Source organism: Pararhizobium sp. IMCC3301 (genome assembly GCF_030758315.1).
Taxonomy (GTDB): Bacteria; Pseudomonadota; Alphaproteobacteria; order Rhizobiales.
Genome location: NZ_CP132336.1, coordinates 35,685 through 56,634, shown reverse-complemented (window position 1 = coordinate 56,634; position 20,950 = coordinate 35,685). Strand labels below are relative to the sequence as shown.

18 protein-coding genes are annotated in these 20,950 nt (G+C 56.4%); 6 read left to right on the top strand and 12 right to left on the bottom strand.

Annotated elements, in window-relative coordinates:
• Positions 1-46: 46 nt before the first annotated feature.
• The 4 genes from RAL88_RS00255 (at position 47) to RAL88_RS00240 (ending at position 4,621) form a co-directional block, all read left to right on the top strand.
• A complete protein-coding gene (locus RAL88_RS00255; protein WP_306266411.1) occupies positions 47-484 on the top strand; it encodes a tripartite tricarboxylate transporter TctB family protein in 438 nt (145 codons plus the stop codon).
• Positions 485-491: 7 nt separating this feature from the next.
• Positions 492-2,024: a tripartite tricarboxylate transporter permease gene (locus tag RAL88_RS00250; protein WP_306266410.1), complete on the top strand. Its 1,533-nt coding sequence runs from the start codon at positions 492-494 to the stop codon at positions 2,022-2,024.
• 23 nt (positions 2,025-2,047) lie between these two features.
• Positions 2,048-3,016 carry a tripartite tricarboxylate transporter substrate binding protein gene (locus RAL88_RS00245; protein WP_306266409.1) on the top strand — a complete coding sequence of 323 codons (969 nt, stop codon included), beginning with the start codon at positions 2,048-2,050 and terminating at the stop codon, positions 3,014-3,016.
• 66 nt (positions 3,017-3,082) lie between these two features.
• Complete coding sequence (locus RAL88_RS00240) at positions 3,083-4,621, top strand: sulfatase-like hydrolase/transferase (protein ID WP_306266408.1); 1,539 nt, start codon at positions 3,083-3,085, stop codon at positions 4,619-4,621.
• Positions 4,622-4,710: 89 nt separating this feature from the next.
• On the opposite strand, the gene RAL88_RS00235 is transcribed toward RAL88_RS00240, so the two are convergent.
• The 11 genes from RAL88_RS00235 to RAL88_RS00185 form a co-directional block, all read right to left on the bottom strand.
• Complete coding sequence (locus RAL88_RS00235; protein WP_306266407.1) at positions 4,711-5,472, bottom strand: hypothetical protein; 762 nt, start codon at positions 5,470-5,472, stop codon at positions 4,711-4,713.
• A 173-nt stretch (positions 5,473-5,645) separates the two neighbouring features.
• Positions 5,646-6,728 (bottom strand): BMP family ABC transporter substrate-binding protein, encoded by a 1,083-nt coding sequence (locus RAL88_RS00230; RefSeq protein ID WP_306266406.1) that lies wholly within the window; start codon positions 6,726-6,728, stop codon positions 5,646-5,648.
• 88 nt (positions 6,729-6,816) lie between these two features.
• The gene (locus RAL88_RS00225) at positions 6,817-7,737 is read right to left on the bottom strand and encodes an ABC transporter permease (RefSeq protein ID WP_306266405.1); all 921 of its coding nucleotides are present in this window, start codon (positions 7,735-7,737) and stop codon (positions 6,817-6,819) included.
• Entirely contained in the window at positions 7,737-8,813 is a 1,077-nt protein-coding gene (locus RAL88_RS00220; RefSeq protein WP_306266403.1) for an ABC transporter permease, read from the bottom strand. Before RAL88_RS00220 ends, RAL88_RS00225 begins: the two co-directional genes overlap by 1 nt.
• Entirely contained in the window at positions 8,803-10,413 is a 1,611-nt protein-coding gene (locus tag RAL88_RS00215; protein ID WP_306269793.1) for an ABC transporter ATP-binding protein, read from the bottom strand. Before RAL88_RS00215 ends, RAL88_RS00220 begins: the two co-directional genes overlap by 11 nt.
• A 94-nt stretch (positions 10,414-10,507) precedes the next feature.
• Positions 10,508-11,407 (bottom strand): xanthine dehydrogenase accessory protein XdhC, encoded by a 900-nt coding sequence (gene xdhC, locus RAL88_RS00210; protein ID WP_306266401.1) that lies wholly within the window; start codon positions 11,405-11,407, stop codon positions 10,508-10,510.
• Between the two features lie 24 nt (positions 11,408-11,431).
• Positions 11,432-13,777: a xanthine dehydrogenase molybdopterin binding subunit gene (gene xdhB, locus RAL88_RS00205; protein ID WP_306266399.1), complete on the bottom strand. Its 2,346-nt coding sequence runs from the start codon at positions 13,775-13,777 to the stop codon at positions 11,432-11,434.
• Complete coding sequence (gene xdhA, locus RAL88_RS00200; protein WP_306266398.1) at positions 13,774-15,252, bottom strand: xanthine dehydrogenase small subunit; 1,479 nt, start codon at positions 15,250-15,252, stop codon at positions 13,774-13,776. The genes xdhB and xdhA overlap by 4 nt, the downstream gene beginning before the upstream one ends.
• A 1-nt stretch (position 15,253) precedes the next feature.
• The gene (uraH, locus tag RAL88_RS00195) at positions 15,254-15,604 is read right to left on the bottom strand and encodes a hydroxyisourate hydrolase (RefSeq protein ID WP_306266396.1); all 351 of its coding nucleotides are present in this window, start codon (positions 15,602-15,604) and stop codon (positions 15,254-15,256) included.
• 88 nt (positions 15,605-15,692) lie between these two features.
• Positions 15,693-16,670 (bottom strand): quinone oxidoreductase, encoded by a 978-nt coding sequence (locus RAL88_RS00190; protein ID WP_306266395.1) that lies wholly within the window; start codon positions 16,668-16,670, stop codon positions 15,693-15,695.
• A gap of 10 nt (positions 16,671-16,680) precedes the next feature.
• Entirely contained in the window at positions 16,681-17,904 is a 1,224-nt protein-coding gene (locus RAL88_RS00185; RefSeq protein WP_306266393.1) for an MFS transporter, read from the bottom strand.
• 105 nt (positions 17,905-18,009) lie between these two features.
• Here RAL88_RS00185 and RAL88_RS00180 point away from each other — a divergent pair, with 105 nt between their 5' ends.
• Together RAL88_RS00180 and gph are read left to right on the top strand one after the other, a co-directional pair.
• Positions 18,010-19,182, top strand: coding sequence for an FAD-dependent monooxygenase (locus RAL88_RS00180; protein ID WP_306266391.1), 1,173 nt, complete (start codon positions 18,010-18,012; stop codon positions 19,180-19,182).
• 49 nt (positions 19,183-19,231) lie between these two features.
• The gene (gene gph, locus RAL88_RS00175) at positions 19,232-19,903 is read left to right on the top strand and encodes a phosphoglycolate phosphatase (protein ID WP_306266389.1); all 672 of its coding nucleotides are present in this window, start codon (positions 19,232-19,234) and stop codon (positions 19,901-19,903) included.
• Positions 19,904-19,914: 11 nt separating this feature from the next.
• Here the strand turns inward: gph and galE are convergent, their stop codons facing one another.
• Complete coding sequence (gene galE / locus RAL88_RS00170; protein WP_306266386.1) at positions 19,915-20,946, bottom strand: UDP-glucose 4-epimerase GalE; 1,032 nt, start codon at positions 20,944-20,946, stop codon at positions 19,915-19,917.
• Between the last annotated feature and the right edge of the window lie 4 nt (positions 20,947-20,950).

Sequence of the window (20,950 nt, the reverse complement as noted above, 5' to 3'; positions counted from 1 at the left end):
AGGCCGTCGCATTAATAACGGGACATCATCACAGGGAGGATTGTTTGTGCGCCAAGCGCTGTTCCAGGAATTACTGGTTTTATCGGCCATTTTAGCTGTTGCCGTTCTGGTATTTGTCGAAACCGCATCTGGAACGGGCGGCGGCCAGGTGTCCTCTGGCACTTTTCCGCGCCTGGTTGCCGGCGCTATGGGTGTTTTCGCCATTGCGCGGATGCTGCTGTTTCTCGCAAAAACAACTACGCTGGATGGCGATTATGACTGGCATTTGAGCGCCACGCACCGCGCGCTTGCGGCGAGCGTGCTGATGATCCTCTACATTTTGCTGTTCAGGCAGGTCCATTTTGCATTGTTGACCTTTGTGTTCCTGTTGCTGGTGTTCTTCGCCTTCGGTGTGCGGCCATTCAGCCGTGTTCTGATCGGAGCAGTTCTTTCCACCGGCTTCCTTTACATCCTGTTCGTGCACATTGTCGGCATTGTGAGGTGAGTTTTTAATGCAATTCATCCTTGGTGCCTTCGCCGATATATTTCAGCCGGTCAGTTTTGCGTTTTTGTTCATTGGCAGCGCATTGGGGCTTCTGGTCGGTGTCCTGCCCGGGCTGTCATCTCCCATGGCGCTGGCCATTCTCATTCCGATTACATTCGGCATGGAACCGTTTTCCGCCTTCATGATCCTGATCGGGATCTATGTCGGCACCAAAACCGGCGGTGCCTTTTCCGCCATCCTGATCCGTACGCCCGGAACTCCGGCAGCCGCAGCAACAGCCATGGAAGGCTTTCCCATGGCCCAGCGCGGTGAAGCCGGCCGGGCTCTTGCCCTGTCGATTGGAGCATCCTTTTGCGGGGGAACGGCCAGTTGGCTGGTCGCCGTTCCGCTGGTCGGCGTCATCGGAATTTATGCGGTCCGGATTTCGTCGGCTGATCTGGCAATGATCGGGCTGCTGGCGCTGGCAGCTGTTTCAAGCCTGTCCGGGCGCGATCTGCTGAAAGGCCTGATGGCATCGTGTCTGGGGCTGATCATTTCGACCATCGGGCTTGATGAACTGACCGGAATGCCGCGATTGACGCTGGGTTATTATCAGTTGCTCGGCGGCATCCCGTTTCTGGCCGCCATTGTCGGCCTGTTTGCAGTGGCGACCGTGCTGGTTGATATTTCCCAGGATGCAGCCAGTGCAAAACCACCATCAAAAGACGGCAGTTTCAGAATGGGCGGGTTGCTGCGTGATTTGTGGAACATGCGCAAGCAGCTTGCCGTGGGAACCACAATCGGGTCGCTTCTTGGCATCGTTCCGGGCGTTGGCTCCGATACAGCCGGCTGGCTATCCTATGCCTATGTGAAACGCCAGATCGAAAAGGGCTTCCTGAAGAGCGACCGGAAAATGGGCGAAGGCGTGCCGCAGGGACTTGCAGCGCCGGAGGCTGCCAATAATGCGGTCACAGGCGGCGCCACAATCCCGATGCTGACATTGGGTATACCGGGCGACGGATCGACTGCCATCATGCTTGGCGCTCTGATGCTGTTCGGCCTGCAGCCGGGTCCGCTGTTCTTTCGTGAAAGCCCGGAAATGGCCTATGGCATTCTGGTGGCGCTTGGCGTTGCCAATCTGACAACACTGATTGCCGCCTTTGTGCTCATCAGACCTTTTACAGCCGTGTTGCGGATAGACCGGGCCGTGCTGCTCGGCAGTGTTCTGGTTCTGGCTCTGGCAGGCAGCTTTGCCAGCACCAACAATTCCTTTGAAATGGTCGTCGCACTGGTCTTCGGCGTACTCGGCTACATCATGTACCGGTTCAATTTTTCAATCCCCGCCCTGGCGCTGGGGCTGATCCTGGGACCGGTGATCGAAAGCAATTTCCGCCGCGCCCTGATGATCTCGCGCGGGGACGCAACGGTTTTTCTGACAAGCCCTCTTTCGCTTCTGAGCATTGTTGTGCTGACCGCGATTGCCGGAAAATTTCTTTATGACTTCGCTTCCCGTTCAAAACACCGATCAGAAGCAAGACAAGGCCGGAAACCCGGCCCATGATTTTAATCAACAAGGAGGAAAACATGAAAATATTCCACTCAATTACCAGCTGTGCAGCGGCTCTCGCCACTGCGGCGGCGGTCAGTTTTACCGGGATGGCCGTTGCACAGGAATTTCCATCCAAACCAATCCACATCATCAACGCTTTTGCGCCCGGAGGCGCAACGGATACGGCCATTCGCGGGCTGACCAAAAACTCTGACGCGTTTATCGACCAGCCGATTGTGATCGATTCAGTGACGGGTGGTGGCGGTGTCGCAGGCATCTTGCAGGCGGCACAGGCAGAACCGGACGGTTACACGCTGCTTGTCGCCGACACGGTGCTGACCACGCTGGCCCTGTTCCAGGAAAATCTGCCGGTCAGTGCAGATGATTTCCGTCCGATCGGTGTTTTCAATCTGCGCGGTGCCTGGTTTTTGACCCGGCCCTCGAAGAACTGGAAGACGCTCGATGAATTTGTCGCTGCGGCGAAGGAAAAACCCGGCGAACTGACAGTCGGTGTGCCGGCCCTCAGCAGTCCGCAACACCTTGCCATCATTGCTATCGAAGATACTTATGGGATCGACGTCAATATCATTCCCTATGGCGGCGGTGCACCAACCATGGCCGCCCTGCTGGGCGATCAGATCGATGCAGCCATGCCGGGCGTGCCAGCGGGGCTGGATTCCATCAATACCGGTGATGCCGTCTTTCTGGTGGCGTCGACAGATCTGGAACTGGTGAAATTCAAAGGCGATCTGACCTCCTTTGCCGATGTCGGCATTCCGCACGATCTGGGAATCTGGACTGCGGTCTGGGCTCCCAAGGACACCCCGGACGACGTTATGGTCCGGCTTTCGGAGATCTTTGGCGGCATGGCGCAATCCTCCGAGTGGATCGACTTTGCAAAAAGTTATGGCGTGACGCCGATCTGGAAACCTCTGGATGACGCGGCTGCCTATATCGCGTCGTCTTCAAAAAGCATGTCCGATCTCGCTAAACTCATCAAGTAACAGCGCTGTTTGGCCCTGCATCCGCTTTGCAGGGCCAATCTGCGCCTGCGCCACAGGAATTCACCCATGAGCAAACGGCCAAACATTATTTTCATCACTGCCGACCAGCATCGCGGAGATTGCTTCGGCTTTGAAGGACGCAAGGTCAAAACACCGCATCTGGATCAACTGGCCCGTGAAGGCACCCATTTTTCCACCTGCATTACATCCAATCCGGTCTGCCAGCCGGCCCGTGCGTCGATTGTGACCGGCCTGCTGCCGGCGACCCATGGAGTTTCGGACAATGGCATCGACCTTGATCCGGCACTTGGCGAAAAAGGCTTTGGCGGCGCGCTGACCGCCTCTGGCTACAACACTGCCCTGATCGGCAAGGCCCATTTTGCCACTGCGCACACATTCGCGCCGACCGGCACAGCTGAATGCCGCGACAGTATGGATAAATATGATGCGGACTGGTTTGGACCCTATATGGGGTTCGGCTATGTCGAACTGGTGGTTGAAGGCCATAATCTGCATTTGCCGATGGAGCCGCCGAATGGCCAGCACTATGACCGCTGGTACTATGCTGACGGCCATGGCGAGGCCAAGAACAAAGCCTATGCGAGCAATGTCGGCCCGGACACCAAGGACGCTCCCCAGACTTGGCATTCCGGCCTGCCCGTAGCCTGGCATAATTCAAGCTGGGTCGCAGACCGGACCATTGCCCGTATCAATGAAGCGGAAAAGGACGACGAACCTTTTTTTATCTGGGCGTCGTTTCCCGATCCGCACCATCCGTTCGACTGTCCTCTGCCCTGGAGCCTTTTGCACCGGCCCGAGGACGTCGATCTGCCGGAACACCGGACACTTGACCTGGAAAACCGTCCGTGGTGGCACCGCAATTCGCTGGAAGGCAAGCCCGAAATCCGGGCAGATCTGGCTGAATTTCGCGAAAAATTCTCTCGCACCCCGGTGATGGATGACGATCAGCTGCGCGAGGTCATTGCCAATTACTACGGCATGATTTCACTGATCGATCACAATGTCGGACGCATCATGGCGGAACTGTCCCGGCTTGATCTCGATGACAATACGATCATTATCTATTCCGCTGACCATGGCGACTGGCTCGGTGATCATGGTCTGCTGCTGAAAGGGCCGATGCTGTATGACGGGTTGCTGCGTGTCGGCTGCATTCTGCGCGGCCCCGGTATACCGGCGGGGAAACGCGTTGCTGATCCGGTTTCCAATCTGGATTTTGCCGCGACAATTCTCGACTACGCTGATGCAGCGCCGCTGATGGAGATGCACAGCCAGAGCATGCGCGATCTGATTGAGCAGGACGATGCGCACCGCGAATTCGCCTACAATGAATGGGACCTGCGTCCGTCACGCTCTGGGGTCGCACTTGAACTGCGCACCGTCAGAACGCGGACCCACAGGCTGTCACTGGATCAGATCAGCGGCGTCGGGGAATTGTATGATCTGGAAAATGATCCCGACGAAATGATCAATCTGTTTGACAGTGCCGATCACGCTTCCTTGCGCAAATCACTGGAAGCAATGATCGCCTTGCGCCCGCAGGATGCCCGTAAGGTCCCGCTGGAACAGATCGGGATGGCCTGACAAATTTGAAGCATGACGGCAACTTCCCGGACTTGCGGCGCTTATTTTGATCGCAAAGTCCGGGAATGTGAGTCGCCTGTTGGATATTGTTAAATAATCGACGGGCGGCCGACGATTGTGCGGTGGCCTATTCCGGCTTCCAGCAGATTTTGCGCGATGTCGGCTCTGGCGCTGGCGCCGAATTTGCGGATCAGATTGGTCTCGCGGCCGGTCAGCAATGTCAGGGAAATCAGGGCGATATCGCCCATCGGACCATCAATATAGAGCGTATCAAAATCCGCTTTCGGAGCGCCCATCAGGATGCAGGCGCTGCCGTCGGCGGTGAGATGCGTAGCGGGCAAATCGCTTTCGGGAATTTCCATGGAAATTACGCCGAATTCGTCCAGCAGGTCCTCCATGCCGCCGCGGGCGACCGTGTTGTAGGCCACCGTCATCAGCGTTTCGACGGCGATATTGCGTGACTGTTCCGACATCGGACGTTCGGCAATATCCATGAAAAATTCCAGCCCGAAACCCTGATTGCCCTGATGGTTATCGTGGAATGGATCAGACAGGCCATCTGTGGCCAGCACCGTCGAGCCTTCACGCTCGATGGTCAGGAAGGCAAGACGATCAGATGGCCAAGCGGGAATGTTCTTGTAGATCGAATTGACCTGGGGCGCGATCAGCTCCGGCGCCAGATCGCCCAGTTCCTGCCAGAAAACCCAGCGCGCGCGAATGCTCTCCGTCAAAGCGCCGTCAAATGCCTCTTCGGCAGCGATATCGGTGATTTCGTCAACGTCGCGAAAGCGTTTCCGGCTGCTGCGGGTTTTGACAGGTGGTTTCGGCTCGGCGTCCGGTCGCCGACCCATCATTCGCTTCCAAAGACTCATATGCGCACCCCTGGCGCCGACTGCCGACGCTGTTCCCTCGGCCTGAATCCTAGATTGTTTGATGCAGTATGTCACGGAATTGTATCGGCAAATGCCGAAAAGCAAAGAGCCGGCCTTCCAGCCGGCTCCCTTCTGTTCACCATCAAAGGTGATTATTGCGGCAGTTCACCGTCAACGCCTTTGACATAGAAATTCATGCCCAGCAGTGTGCCGTCATCAACCGTTTCACCTTCACCGACGAGCAGCGTTCCGTCCTTCTTGTAGATTGGGCCGGCGAACGGATGCAGGTCGCCATTGCGGATTGCCGCCTCGGTTTCGGCAGCTTCTGCAGCAACATCATCGGGAAGGTTGGTGTAAGGCGCCATATTCACCATCTTGCTGTCCAGACCGCCCCAGACCTCGGTCGATGTCCAGGTGCCATCCATGACGGCCTGGACACGGGACACATAATAGTCTTTCCAATTGTCAACGATTGAGGTCAGCTGCGCATCCGGCGCAAATGCGATCATGTCCGATGCCTGGCCGAATCCCTTGACGCCGCGCTCTGCTGCAACCTGAAGCGGCGCCGGAGAATCCGTGTGCTGGGTGATGATATCAACGCCCTGATCGATCAGCGCCTTGGCAGCATCGGCTTCCCTGCCCGGATCAAACCAGGTGTTGACCCAGACCACTTTCAACTTGAAATCCGGATTGACGGATTGTGCGCCGAGCATGAAGGCATTGATACCGCGCACCACTTCGGGAACCGGGACTGATCCGATGTAACCTGCGGTTCCGGTCTTTGAGACTTTTGCCGCGATCTGACCGATAATGTAGCGGCCTTCGTAAAACCGCGACGAATAGGTCGCAACATTGTCGGCGCGCTTATAGCCGGTGGCATGTTCAAAATAGACATCGGGGAATTTCGCCGCCACCTTGATTGTCGGATTCATGTAGCCGAAGGATGTGGTGAAAATCATATTGTATCCTTCACGGGCGAGACGTTCGATTGCCCGCTCCGCATCCGGTCCTTCCGAGACGCTTTCCACATAGTTTGTCTCAACCTTGTCACCAAAGGCTTCTTCAATGGCAAGCCGGCCTTGATCGTGCTGATAGGACCAGCCGAAATCGCCAATTGGTCCGACATAGATAAAGCCGACCCTGATTTTCTCATGACTGTCGGCAAACACCGTCCCAGCCAGACCGATGGTGGCAAGAGCGACAGCTCCCGCAAGAGTTCTGATAATGCGTTTCATATGACAAAATCCCTGATTATGTGACTGATTGCGTGCCTGATTGCGTGATTGCGTGATTGCGTGATTGTAAAAGCTGCTCTGATGCTGATTAGACATCAGGTACAAACGGCTTGCCAAGGCAGGCCGGTGCGTTTTTCTTCACCAGCGTGCGATTTCTGGATATCAGAACAAGCACAATGATGGTCGCCAGATATGGCAGACTTGAGAGGAACTGGGAGGGAATTTTGACGCCTGCGGCCTGTGCGTGCAGTTGCAGGATCAGGACAGCACCAAACAGATAGGCCCCGGCGAGCAGCCGACCCGGCATCCATGTGGCGAAGACCACCAGAACCACTGCAATCCAGCCCCGTCCTGCCGTCATGCCTTCAGTCCATTGCGGGGTATAGACCAATGACAGATATGCCCCTGCCAGACCGGCACAGGCCCCGCCGAAAATAACCGCCAGATAGCGCACCTTGCGCACTGATACACCCAGGGCATGAGCCGAGGAATGGCTGTCGCCGACCGCGCGCAGCGCCAGGCCGGCGCGCGATTTGAACAGGAAATACCAGACTGCCAACAGCAGCACGATGGATGCATAAACGATGATGTCCTGCGAAAACAGGATTTTGCCGACATAAGGCAGATCCGAAAGCCCTTCAATGTAGATCGGTGCCAGTTTGACGCCGGGCAAGCCGATATAGGCATCACCGATCATTCCGGACAGCCCAAGCCCGAGGATGGTGAGCGCAAGGCCGGTCGCCACCTGATTGGTGACCATTGAAATCGTCAGAAATGCAAAGGGCAGCGAGGCCAGTGCACCAGCGGCAATGCCAGCCGCCACGCCAAGATAGGGCGAACCGGTGGTATAGGCAATGGCGAACGCACTCACCGCACCCATGATCATCATGCCTTCAACGCCGAGATTGAGAATCCCGGATCGTTCTGCGACCAGTTCACCACAAGCGGCCAGCAACAGCGGCGTGGCAGCCGTGATGATCGTCAGAATGACAGCTTCATAAATTTCCATCAACCTGGCTCCCTGACTGCACCGACACGGCGGATGGTGTAGACAATGAACGTATCGCAGGCGAGCACGTAAAACAGCAGCAGACCCTGGAACACCCTGGCAATCTTGTCGGTGATGCCAAGCGATACCTGGGCCGCCTCGCCGCCCAGATAGGACAAGGCCAGCACAAAGCCTGCAATGACAATGCCAATCGGGTTGAGGCGGCCAAGAAACGCGACGATAATCGCAGTGAATCCGTAACCGGGCGAGATCACCGGGCGGAGCTGGCCGATCGGTCCCGCTACCTCCAGTATTCCGGCCAGACCGGCTAATGCGCCGGAAATCGCGAAGGCGAGAAAGATCATCCTGCTCTGGCTGAAACCGGCAAAGCGCGCGGCCCGCGGAGATTGTCCGATCACCTGTATCTTGAAGCCGTGAATTGTACGGCTGAGTAAATAGGCCGCGACAATGGCGATGACGAGTGCGATGGGAAAGCCGATATGCATCCTGCCGCCATCAAAAATCAATGGCGTTACGGCATCGCTGCCAAACAGCCGGCTTTCGGGGAAATTGAACCCTTCCGGATCGCGCCACGGTCCACGGACCAGCCAGTCGAGGAGAAACTGCGCAACATAGACCAGCAGCAGACTGGTGAGAATTTCGTTGGCGCCAAACCGGACTTTTAGCAGCGCCGGTATCAATGCGAAAAGCGCGCCGCCGGCCAACCCAGCAGCAACCATCGTGGGAAACACCAGAGGCCCTTCCCAGCCGGACATCATGATCGGGATGTATGATCCGGCCAGAGCGCCCGCAATGAACTGTCCTTCTGCGCCGATATTCCAGATATTGGCCCGGTAGCAGATCGACAGGCCAATGCCGATCAGGATCAGGGGCGTTGCTTTCACCACCAGTTCCTGCAGCGACCAGGCACTGAGCAACGGTTCGAGGAAATATACCGACAAGCCTCTGACAGGGTCAATCCCCAGGCTTGTAAACAGCGCGGCTCCGGTGGCCAGCATCAGCAGCACCGCGATCAGGGGCGAGAAGACCGTCATCCATGTTGAATGCTCTTCCCGGCGCTGTAACTTAAACTGCATGGTCCACCTCGGTGTTGGCATCGGCGATCGGCCGATCCGCTGGTTCGAGAGGCTCTGACTGTTCGATGGGACCGGGCGGTTGCGATACGGGCCGCGCTTCTGCATCCACCCCTCCCATCAGAAGGCCGATCTGCTCACGGGAGATTTCATCAATCGGATAGGATTGTGACATCCGGCCTTCCGATATCACTGCCACCTGATCAGCAATCTCGAATATCTCGTCGAGATCCTGGCTGATCACAACAATTGTGGTGCCGCTTCTGGACAGATCAATGAGCTTTTGCCGGATCAAACTGGCGGCACCCGCGTCGACACCCCAGGTGGGCTGGGAAACGATCAGCAGCCTGGGATTGCGCTTAACTTCGCGGCCGACAACAAATTTCTGCAGATTGCCCCCGGACAGGGCACCGGCTTCCACATCGGCATGGGCCATCCGGACATCAAAAGCTTCCGTAATCCTGCCTTCCAGACGGGCCAGTGCCAGGCGGTCGATGACACCTCGTGAGGTGGTTCCATCATTGGCATTGTTCCAGGACAGCAGGATATTGCGGCTGAGTTTCAAATCCGCCAGCGCGCCATGGCCATTGCGTTCTTCGGGCACGAAGGCTGCACCGCGTCTGCGCCGTTCGGAAATTCCGTCAGCCGCGCATGGCCAGCCATCAAATACAATGGCACCAACGTCCGACACCGGGGTTTCCCCGGACAGGGCACCGAATAATTCGCTTTGGCCATTGCCGGCAATACCGGCAATGCAAAGAATTTCGCCATGCGCAACATCAAAGGACACATCCACCAGACTGGTGCCGGTGTTCACCTCCGGTTCAACATTCAGAGCGCGAACCACCAGACATTTCTTGGCGCCATGAAAATCCCGCGGAACGCGGCTGACATCGGCGACTTCACTGCCGACCATCATCGCCGCCAGTGTTTTTGCAGTTTCCTGTTTTGGATCACATTCGGAAATCAGTTTGCCGTGGCGCAATATGGTCGCCCGATGACAAAGCCGCTTCACTTCGTCGAGCCTGTGGCTGATATACAGAATGCTCTTGTGCTCGGCGGCCAGTTTTTCCAGCACCAGAAACAGTTCATCGGCTTCCTGAGGTGTCAGCACCGATGTCGGTTCATCCATGATGATCAGATCCGGTTCCTGCAGCAGGCAGCGGACAATCTCAACCCGCTGGCGCTCGCCAACGGACAGATCGGCAATCGTCGCGGTCGGATTGAGCGGGAGACCATATTCGGCAGACACTGTCTTGATCCGCTGCCGCAGGTTTTTGGCCTGCTCTTTTGGCAAAGCCAGCAGGATATTCTCTTCAACGGTCAGGGCTTCAAACAGCGAGAAATGCTGAAACACCATGCCGATGCCCAACTCCCGGGCCATGGCCGGGTTGGTGATGGAAACCTCGTTACCCTTCCAGCTCAGCGTTCCCTCATCGGGGCGCAAACTGCCATAGAGCATTTTGACAAATGTCGATTTGCCGGCACCGTTTTCGCCCAGAAGTGCGTGAATTTCACCCGGCACCAGAGATAGATCGATATAATCATTGGCAGTCAAAGTCCCGAACCGTTTGACAATGCCCCGGGCCTGCAACAATGGCATCGCATTATTCGACTGTTCAACTGTCAAGACTGTTAACCCCCTGCTCTTCAAGGTCGTATTAGGGCGCGTTGCCTGGTAAAAGACAAGTTCCGTTTTAGGTTTTAGGTTGTTTTCCCAAAAAAACCTGTGCTGAAACAGATGCCGCGATAATACTTGGTTCCTTGCCATCAACACCGGGAATGCCGATTGGACAGACAAAACTTCTCGCCAGTTCCGGTGCCATTCCGCTCTTTATCAGCATCGATTCAAACCTTGACCGTTTTGACCTGCTGCCAATGACACCAACGAAGGAAAATGAGGCTTTCAGAGCCGCTTCCAGAATCGACAGATCCTGAGCATGGCTGTGAGTCATGATGAGAATTGCCGTATCGCGGTCAAGATCAGGCAGAATGATGCGGGGATCAGCCAGCGCATGCATGCTGATATTGTCCGGCACCACGCCGGGAAACATGTCTGCGCGGCTGTCAATCCAGGTCATCCGCACCGGAAGCAGCGACAGGGATTTCATCAGCGCTTTGCCGACGTGACCGGCACCGAACACTGCCACGGGCACGGACCGGATGCCAAAATGCTCTGTTCCCCCGGTTTCAACGATTTTTCTGCGAATATGGCCGCTTGTATCGATTTGACTGGCAGTCTGAAAACTGCCTGCGCGTTCCACCCCTGCCAGCAATAGCGCCTCGTCGAGCCGGTCCGGTTGCCAGAGCTCAAAGCTCAGAGAGACATGACCGCCGCAGCATTGTCCCAGATTGGGGCCGAGCGGCACCTGAAGCCGTTCATGGTTCTTGCCGCATTCAGAAAATGATTTTGCATGGCCGAGCGCCTGCCACTCCAGAGCACCGCCGCCAATGGTTCCGTAAAAATCACCGCCCGGCAGCACGACCAGCCCTGCACCGGCACCGCGCGGCACTGATCCCCGTGCCTCCTGCACCAGAACAAGCACCACAGGCTGGCCGGATTTCAGGCATTCAGCAAGAGGTTGCCACAGTTTCATCGCCGCATCTTCATCAGAAACCCGCTATACCTGCCCCGGCATCTCCAGAGAAGCAATCGCATCGAGAATTGCTTCGGGCGTGGCCGGTGCCTGAAGACGCGGCCGCGCGCCCGGCTTGATGCTGGCGATGGCATGGTAAATCGCGCTGAACACCGACACAGCCAGCATCAAGGGCGGCTCGCCGACCGCCTTGGACTGGTAGATTGTATCTTCGCGGTTGCCGTCGTACTCGTAGAGCGTTGTCACAAAATGCTCGGGCACGTCCGATGCACACGGGATTTTATAGGTGGATGGCGCGTGGGTGCGCAATTGGCCCTTTGCATCCCAGACCAGTTCTTCGGTGGTCAGCCAGCCCATTCCCTGAACAAATCCGCCTTCGATCTGGCCGATATCTACCGCCGGATTGAGGGACTTGCCGACATCCTGAAGAATATCGACAGCCGTTACCCTGGTTTCTCCGGTCAGTGTGTCAATCTGAACTTCCGAACAGGCCGCGCCATAGGCGAAATAGAAGAATGGTCGGCCCTTCAACTCCACCCGGTCCCAGGACACTTTCGGGGTCCGGTAATATCCGGACGCAGACAGGGAAATGCGTTCCAGATGCATTTCGCTGGCCAGATCGCTGAAACTGATACTGCTGTCACCGACCGATACCTTGTTGTCGGCAAACACCACCTCGTCCTCGCGGGCCTGGAACCGCTCGGCGACGAATGCCCGCATCCGGTCCTTGATCTGACCGGCGGCAATTTTCGCTGCCATGCCATTCAGATCAGATCCGGAAGAAGCTGCTGTCGGTCCGGTATTTGGCACCTTGTCGGTGGTGGTTGCGGAAATCTTCACCTGATCGAGATCAATGCCGAATTCCTCGGCCACCACCTGGGCGACCTTGATATAAAGCCCCTGGCCCATTTCCGTGCCGGCATGGCTGAGAAACACCGATCCATCCGTATAGACATGGACCAGTGCACCGGCCTGATTGAGATGGTTCAGGGTGAAGGCAATGCCAAATTTGACCGGCGTCAGTGCCAGTCCCTTTTTGATGAACCTGCTGGTGCGGTTGAAGGCGTCGACCGCCTTGCGCCGTTCCCGGTAGCGGCTGGTTTCTTCCAACTGACTGACAAGATCCTCAATGATATTGTCTTCAATCACCATGCCGTAAGGGGTGATGTTACGACTGTCCTGTCCGTAAAAATTGGCCTTGCGCACATCCAGAGGATCAAGTCCGGTCTGAATGGCGATTTCATCCATCATACGTTCGGAAAACACCACACCCTGAGGGCCACCAAAACCGCGAAATGCCGTGTTCGAAACCGTATTGGTGCGCATGCGGCGCGAATGGATGCGCACATGAGGATAATAATAGGCGTTGTCTGAATGAAACATGGCGCGGTCATTGACGCCCAGAGACAAATCCGCCGAGTGACCGCACCGCGCGGCAAAGGATGTATCGACGCCGGTCAGGCGGCCATTGTCTTCAAATCCGACCTTATAACCGACTGCAAAATCGTGACGTTTACCGGTCATGATCATATCATCATCCCGGTCGAGGCGGAGTTTGCAGGGATGGCCCGTGACCTGCGCCGCGAGGGCCGCTATGGCCGCCCATTGCGACGCCTGGCTTTCCTTGCCGCCAAAACCGCCGCCCATGCGCCGCACTTCAACGGTCACAGCGTGCTGCGGCAGGTTCAAAACATGGGCCACCACATGCTGCACTTCAGTTGGATGCTGGGTTGAGGACAGAACTTTCATGTCGCCATCTTCACCGGGCATTGCCAGCGCAATCTGGCCTTCCAGATAGAAATGTTCCTGACCGCCGATTATAATGGATGATTGCAGGCGGCGCGGCGCCTTTTGAACGGCGCTTTCCGGTTTGCCGCGCAGAAACTCATAGGCATCCAGCACTTCAGAACGTGCCGCCAGTGCATCTTCCACGCTTAGGATTGGTTTTTCATCAACCTCATAATCGATATTTGCCAGCCGGGCGGCCTTGCGCGCCTCCAGCCTGGTTTGCGCGACGACCGCAAACAGCGCCTGGCCATGGAAACTCACAATATCATCGGTAAACACCGGATCATCGCCGGTCCCGGCAGGGCTGGTGTCATTGACACCGCGAATATGAGCGACGCTCAACACTTCTACCACCCCTGGGGCACGGCGGACCGCCTCCAGATCGATGCCGGTAATCCGCCCCGAAGCTATTGCCGCCAGCCCCGGCACCACATGCAGTGTTCCGGCGGGTTCCGGCACGTCGTCAATATAACGCGCCGTGCCACTGACGTGTTTTATGCCACTGTCATGTTTGACCGGCTTGCGGACACTCGCCGTACCTTCTGATGCAGCCCCGGTTTTTGAGAGGGTCGCGAGGGTCATTGTGCTGCCTCCAGATCATCAGGCCGCAGAGCGCTGACACGTGTTTCATTGCTCGGCATGCCGCCGATTTCCAGCAGGGCTTTGCGCAGCAGGTTTTTCGCCGCAACCATACGATAGAATGCGCTGGCACGCATGTCGGTCATGGGCGCATATTCCTGTTCGAGGGCGGCAATGGCGGGTTCCCAGCTGGCTTCATCGTTTACCGAGATACCCTGCAGCAACTGCTCTGAGCGACAGGCTCGTTTTGGTGTCCCGGCCATGCCGCCATAGGCAATCCGCGCCGCTTTGACAGTGTCGCCGTCCAGCGTGATTTTGAAAGCACCCATCACAGCGGAAATATCCTGGTCAAAGCGTTTCGATATTTTGCTGCAGCGCAAATGTTCACCCTGCTGCAAACGCGGCACTTCGATGCTACTCAGCAATTCACCCGCCTTGCGATCCTGCTTGCCGTAATCGATAAAAAACTCCTCAACCGGCATGGTGCGCTCCTGACGGGTGCTCTGCAATTTGATTGTTGCACCCAGAACAATCAGCAGGGGCGGCGTATCGCCGATCGGGGAGCCATTGGCGATATTCCCGCCAATTGTTCCGCTGGCGCGAACCTGGCGCGAACCGATGCGCAGGATCAGTTCGGCAATATCAGGATCAATCTCTGCCAGATGCGACAAAGCTGCCTCATAGGTGGCACCACCGCCGATGGTCAGACTGTCCGAAGTGGCTGTGATATCGGCAAACCCGTCAATGCAGCCGAGATACAGGATCTTCGGCAGATCATCGAGCCGCTTGGTGACCCACAGACCGACATCCGTCGCACCGGCAACCGGCGTTGCGTCAGGATGTCTGTCATATAATTCCAGCGCTTCTGTAAGGGTGGCGGGCGCTGCAAAGAAGCGCTGCTCGGTGCCGGCAAAAAGCGAGCGCGATGACAGTGCGGTTTTCATTTCCCGCATTTCGTCGAGGGCGGCCAGGACCGGTACTTGCGGCCCGAAACAGCTTTCCATGGCGGCATCGATGATCGGTTTGTAGCCAGTGCAGCGGCACAGATTGCCAGCCAGCCAGGTGTTGACCGTTTGCCGCGTCGGCGGTTCCGCCCGGTCCTGGTTGAGACAATACAGCGACATCACAATCCCGGGCGTGCAAAAGCCGCATTGCGATCCGTGATTTCGTGCCATGGCTTCCTGAACCGGATGCAGCGGACCATCGCCTTGCGAGAGGGTATCGACTGTAATGATATGGCGGCCATGCATCATTCCCAGCAACTGAATACAGGCATTGACAGGACGATAGATCATTTCGTCCTGTTCCAGCGTGCCAATGGCAACCGTACAGGCACCGCAATCACCCTCGTTGCAGCCCTCCTTGGTGCCGGTCAGATGCTGCTGCTCGCGGATGAAATCCAGTAATGTCGCGGTGGGATCGAACTCCTTCAGTCGAATGATCTGATCGTTGAGACGAAAACAAAGTTCATTCAGCATATCAACTCCCGCGATACGTCGAGTAGCCATATGGCGACAACAACAAGGGTATATGGTGGTGCGGACGCGCGGAATCGTAACGGAAGCGAATGGAAATCACATCAAAGAAGGGCGGCTCACTCGCGTCAATTGCCGGTTCCTTGTTCAGATAATGTTCGACAAAGAAGCGGATTTCATAAAACCCGTCCTGGGCGTCTTCCGGTGCGATCAAAGGCTTGTCGGTGCGGCCATCGGCATTTGTTGTGTGCTGTGCCAAACGGGTTTTGCCGTCCGCAGACCATAATTCAACCGGCAGTCCAGACGCAGGCAGACCTGTGGACGTATCGAGAATATGTGTCGTCAAACCTGCCATAATGATTTTCCTGAACAGGACCGGAAGCTCTGAATTCCGGTCATTTTAAATGAAGAAAGGCGTCAGCGGGCCGATAGAAGCGCCACTTTCATACTGTCAAAATGCTGGTTCCGGTGGTTTTCCGGCCCTCCAGCGCTTCATGTGCTTTTCCGGCTTCTGCCAATGGAAATTCCTGGTGAAGCGGGATCTTGACCCGGCCCGATGAAACCACATTGAACAGATCATTGGCGCTCTGTTCCAGATCCTGGCGTCTTGCGACGTAGTTGAACAACGTCGGGCGGGTTGCGAACAAGGATCCCCTTTGCGCCAGATCCGAAAGATTGAAATTGGTGATCGGACCGGAAGACTGACCAAACGAGACCCACATCCCCAACGGTTTCAGACAATCCAACGATCCGGGATAAGTGTCCTGCCCGACAGAATCATACACTACATCGACACCCCGGCCGCCGGTGATATCCTGAATGCGGGCAACAAAATCCTCTTCCCGGTAGTTGATGGTGTGATGAACACCATGGGCTTTCGCAAGTTCCGCCTTTTCATCCGATCCGACTGTGCCGATGACAGTGGCTCCCAACGCTTTGGCCCACTGACAGGCAATCAGACCAACACCGCCGGAGGCGGCATGAAATAGGATGGTATGCCCTTCTCCGACCTTGAAGGTGCGGCACAGCAGATATTGCGCCGTCATGCCCTTCATCATCATCGCCGCAGCGGTCTTGTCGGCAATATCCTGCGGAACGCTGACGAGACGGTCAGCAGGCACTATCCGCCGCTCTGCATAAGAGCCGAGCGGCCCGACATAGGCAACCCGGTCACCGGCTTTCACATGGGTCACCCCTGCTCCAACCGCTTCCACGATCCCCGCACCTTCATTGCCGGGAATGAATGGCATGCCGTTGGGAGGCGGATACAGACCCGAGCGGAAATACACATCGATGAAATTCAAACCGATTGCAGTATGGCGCACCAGCGCTTCGCCTTGGTTTGGCTCGGCCACTTCTATGGATTCATAGTTCAAGACTTCCGGGCCGCCGGTTTCGCGGATCACAATCGCCTTCGTCATCAGATCTCCCTCAGTCTCTTCTCGGATTCAGCGATGGTGCCAAAAAATAGCCCAGAATGCAAAATGGCAGAAGCGACAATAATCCATTCTGCAATCCAATCCCCTTGGCGACAAACCCGATCAGCGGCGGGCCTATGACAAAGGCGGTAAACGCCACCAGGAAAACACTGGCGACATTGACGGCGGCCGGGCGGTCCTTGCGCGCTGCTGCGGCTGTGACGGCCAGAGGAAATGCCATTGAGGCACCGAGGCCGACAAGTGCCCAGGCCACGACAGCGCCAATCGGCGTCTCTGTCAGCCCCAGAACCAGCAGACCCAGAATGGCAATCAGTGTTGTGATTCGGGCCAGCCGGACAGGTCCGAGCACGGTGCGGAAATGGTCTCCGAAAAACCGCCCGATTGCCATCGGCAGGGTGAAGGCGAAATAAGCCATTCCGATGAAAGCCGCATTCGCACCAACCACCTCCTTCATATAGATGCCGCTCCAGTCGAAAGCCGCTCCCTCCGACATTTGCAGCCCGACCGAAAAAGCGGCGAGGCCCAGCATGGCCTTGCTGGGCAGAGCAAAAGGCGGGCTTTGCCCGCTCGATGGTGCAGGCACCGGAATGGCTGCGCGCAGCTGGATAATCAGAAAGCCGGCAATTCCAAAGACAGGTGAGGTGATGAGAACCTGCTGCAATGGTGACAAGCCGACACCGGCTGAAATGGCGCCAAGTCCGGTTCCGGTCAGCGCCCCCAGGCTCCAAAACCCGTGACACGATCCCATGATCGGGCGTGACACCCATTTTTCGACCCTATCTGCATCAACATTCATGCCGATTTCAATGAGGGCCAGAGACAGGCCGACCACAAACAACGCGCCAAACAGACTGGCCATCGACCAGGACAAGGCAGGCAGGATCATCGATACGGAGACCAGGCAGATGCCCACCAGCGAAGCCCGTCTGGTCCCCAACCGGTCAACCAGGCCGCCCGCCATCAGCAGTGACAACAGCGTACCCAAAGGCAGTCCCAGCAGGCTTATCCCCAACTGGGCGTGGTCGAGAGCGAGCACCTGTTTAAAATCGGGAAAACGCGGAAATATCGATGTCAGGACCGCCGCCTCGCAAAAGAACAGGGCCCGGATATTCCAAATGGCGGAACGTTTTGCGGAAGGAGCAATCACTGTGGTCATGATATTGCCATAGACCAAGCCAAGATCGGATTGAAGTGTTTTGTTTGCTTCGCTGGCCAAGGCTGTTTCCGGTCTACAACTCCAAATGAAAGCCCTATATGATCGCTAGCGGGTGTCTGCTTCAACCGGCGAACAATTGCAGCCCAGGGAACAAAATAGGCTTATATGACACAGACGAGTTCCAATTTGCAGACGCGCGCACTGGTCGTTGGCGGCGGACCGGTGGGCTGGTTGAGCGCGCTGGCGTTGGCCAGAGCTGGCCTGCAAACCACATTGGTGGCCCGAGAGGAACCGGAAGAGGATCATCGGACCATCGCCCTGATGCAGGGGTCGTTGTCCTTTCTGGATACGCTTGGGATTGCTCCTGAAACCATAGAAAATGCAACGCCGCTGAAAACCATGCGACTGATCGATGCATCGGCGCGCCTGATCCGCGCGCCAGAAGTCAGCTTCCACGCCAGCGAAATCGGCCATGATTATTTTGCGTTGAATATTCCTGTCAGTGGCCTTGTGAAACGGATTCAACAAAAGGCTTCAACTGGCTCAAATCTTGTGTGTAAAAATGGCTTCGTGACGAATATTTCTCTGACAGATGGCGTGACAGTGACGCTTGATGACGGCAGTTTCATCCATGCCGATCTGATCGTTGGTGCAGATGGACGGCATTCGGTGGTGCGCGCCGCCGCCGGTATTTCTGTGCGGCAGTGGGATTATCCGCAAACCGCTTTTATAACGCAGTTCCGCCATCAGGTGCCGCACCACAACATTTCCAGCGAGTTGCATACTGAAACCGGGCCCTTTACCCTTGTTCCGTTGCAAGGCCATCGCTCCAGCCTGGTCTGTGTCGTAACTCCGGATGAGGCTGCGGAGATGATGCAACTTTCCGAAACAGCCCTGGCGCGGGAACTGGAACGGCGCAGCCACCATCTGCTTGGCAAGCTGAGCGATTTTGGTGCGCGGCAGAGTTTTCCGATGTCGTCTTCAATTGCCGCGAAGATGGCAGATGGCAGAGCCTTTCTGGTGGGTGAAAGTGGCCATTCCTTTCCGCCGATTGGTGCGCAAGGCCTCAATCTGGGAATACGTGACGTTGAGGAATTGGCATCGCAACTGGCGCATCTTCAAGCAGCTGACGTGTTTCAGGCTTCAGCGGAATATAGCCGCCGCCGTGTTTTTGATGTCAACAGCCGGACATACGGCGTTGACATGTTGAACCGATCTCTTCTAAGCGGGCTGCTTCCGGTGCAAATGGCAAGAGGTCTGGGCCTGTATGCGGCAAAGTCGATCAGTCCGCTACGCCGGACATTGATGCGCCAGGGGCTCGGCGCCTATTCCAACTGAATTCCACCAATTTGCTTCGATCATTTCTCCTCCCTAATGAAAGTACCCGATGACCACACCTTTGCTTGTATTCGATCTTGATGGCACTTTGCTGGAAACCGCGCCTGATCTGGTTGGCACCCTGAATGAAATTCTGGCGGGAGAATGCCTGCAGCCAATTCCGTACGAGACCGCCAAAACCTATATCGGGCAAGGCGCAAAAATGTTGCTGGAAAAAGGTTTTGCAGCAAATAATCAACCGCTTGCGGGCGATCGTGCCGATACACTGTTCTCGCTTTTCCTGACCAGCTATGAAGCCCGGATAGCGCGGGAAACCCATCCGTTTCCAGGCCTGCTCGATGCTCTTGACCAACTGGCGCAGGAAGGCTGGGCATTTGCGGTCTGCACCAACAAGCTGGAGCATCTGGCGCGTCTGCTGCTCGACGAGCTCGACCTGTCGGCTCGCTTCATCGCGATTACCGGTGGGGATACATTCAGCCAGAAAAAGCCGCATCCCGACCATCTTTTAAAGACAATCGAACTGGCCGGCTCTACGCCCGACAAGGCGATAATGGTGGGCGACAGCCGCAGCGACATCGATGCGGCAAAGGCTGCCAATGTTCCGGTAATTGCAGTGGATTTCGGCTATACGCCCGTGCCGGTCAGCGAGCTTGGTCCAGACCTGGTGATTTCGCAATTCTCGCAAATCCACGCAGCGATCAAATCAATCGGGCTGCGCTGATCCGCTTCACGTCACCGGTTTGCGTACCCGGTCGGGTTTCTTTGCTGCCAGTTCCAGGCGTCGCGGCACATTTGCGCAAGGTCCCGCTTCGCCTTGAAATTCAGCATTTCGCTGGCTTTTGAAGGATCGGCGAAACTCGTCGCGACATCACCGGGACGGCGCCCGACAACTTCATAGGGGACCGGCCTGCCAGACGCGATTTCAAATGCTTTGATGATGTCCAGAACACTGCTGCCCTGCCCGGTGCCCAGATTCACTGCAAACAGTCCATCTGTATCAAGACACCGTTGCAAGGCGGCAACGTGGCCGTCGGCCAGATCCATCACATGGATGTAATCCCGCACACCGGTGCCGTCTTTTGTGTCGTAATCATTTCCGAACACCTGCAGCGTCTCGCGGCGTCCCACCGCCACCTGCGACACAAAGGGGAACAGATTATCCGGGATGCCCTGCGGGTCTTCGCCAATCTCGCCGCTCACATGGGCACCGACAGGGTTGAAATAGCGCAGCACGCCGATACCCAAATCAGGTGCCGCAGTGACAAGGTCCTGCAGGATTTGCTCGATCATCGCTTTGGAATGACCATATGGATTGGTTGGCTGAATACTGGCGGTTTCAGGTATAGGCATATGTTCCGCGCCGCCATAGACTGTGGCAGACGATGAAAAAATCAGACGTTTGATGCCTCTGGACTTCAGTGTTTGCAACAGCGAGAGAGTGCCACAAACATTTTCCCGATAGGTCTCCAGAGGTTCTGAAACAGAGCGCCCGACCGCTTTCAGACCGGCAAAATGAATTGTGGCGGCACAGGAATGACGCTCGAGGACAGTTCCCAGACCGGTAGCATCGGCAATATCACATTTGTAAAATGCCGGACGCGTTCCGGTAATGGCTTCAATTCGGGAAATCGCCAGAGGATGGCTGTTGCTGAGATTGTCGACGATCACCGGCATGAAGCCGGCCTGGATGAGCGCCACACATGTATGGGAGCCGATGTAGCCCGCACCGCCGGTGACCAGTATCTCCGCAGTCTTCTTTATCATTTCG

What these genes read in the sequence shown, in the direction of transcription:
- RAL88_RS00250 (WP_306266410.1), top strand. Translation starts at nt 492, where the DNA reads ATGCAATTCATCCTTGGTGCCTTCGCCGATATATTTCAGCCGGTCAGT.
- RAL88_RS00245 (WP_306266409.1), top strand. Translation starts at nt 2,048, where the DNA reads ATGAAAATATTCCACTCAATTACCAGCTGTGCAGCGGCTCTCGCCACT.
- RAL88_RS00240 (WP_306266408.1), top strand. Translation starts at nt 3,083, where the DNA reads ATGAGCAAACGGCCAAACATTATTTTCATCACTGCCGACCAGCATCGC.
- RAL88_RS00235 (WP_306266407.1), bottom strand. Translation starts at nt 5,472, where the DNA reads ATGGGTCGGCGACCGGACGCCGAGCCGAAACCACCTGTCAAAACCCGC.
- RAL88_RS00230 (WP_306266406.1), bottom strand. Translation starts at nt 6,728, where the DNA reads ATGAAACGCATTATCAGAACTCTTGCGGGAGCTGTCGCTCTTGCCACC.
- RAL88_RS00225 (WP_306266405.1), bottom strand. Translation starts at nt 7,737, where the DNA reads ATGGAAATTTATGAAGCTGTCATTCTGACGATCATCACGGCTGCCACG.
- RAL88_RS00220 (WP_306266403.1), bottom strand. Translation starts at nt 8,813, where the DNA reads ATGCAGTTTAAGTTACAGCGCCGGGAAGAGCATTCAACATGGATGACG.
- RAL88_RS00215 (WP_306269793.1), bottom strand. Translation starts at nt 10,413, where the DNA reads ATGCCATTGTTGCAGGCCCGGGGCATTGTCAAACGGTTCGGGACTTTG.
- xdhC (WP_306266401.1), bottom strand. Translation starts at nt 11,407, where the DNA reads ATGAAACTGTGGCAACCTCTTGCTGAATGCCTGAAATCCGGCCAGCCT.
- xdhB (WP_306266399.1), bottom strand. Translation starts at nt 13,777, where the DNA reads ATGACCCTCGCGACCCTCTCAAAAACCGGGGCTGCATCAGAAGGTACG.
- xdhA (WP_306266398.1), bottom strand. Translation starts at nt 15,252, where the DNA reads ATGCTGAATGAACTTTGTTTTCGTCTCAACGATCAGATCATTCGACTG.
- uraH (WP_306266396.1), bottom strand. Translation starts at nt 15,604, where the DNA reads ATGGCAGGTTTGACGACACATATTCTCGATACGTCCACAGGTCTGCCT.
- RAL88_RS00190 (WP_306266395.1), bottom strand. Translation starts at nt 16,670, where the DNA reads ATGACGAAGGCGATTGTGATCCGCGAAACCGGCGGCCCGGAAGTCTTG.
- RAL88_RS00180 (WP_306266391.1), top strand. Translation starts at nt 18,010, where the DNA reads ATGACACAGACGAGTTCCAATTTGCAGACGCGCGCACTGGTCGTTGGC.
- gph (WP_306266389.1), top strand. Translation starts at nt 19,232, where the DNA reads ATGACCACACCTTTGCTTGTATTCGATCTTGATGGCACTTTGCTGGAA.
- galE (WP_306266386.1), bottom strand. Translation starts at nt 20,946, where the DNA reads ATGATAAAGAAGACTGCGGAGATACTGGTCACCGGCGGTGCGGGCTAC.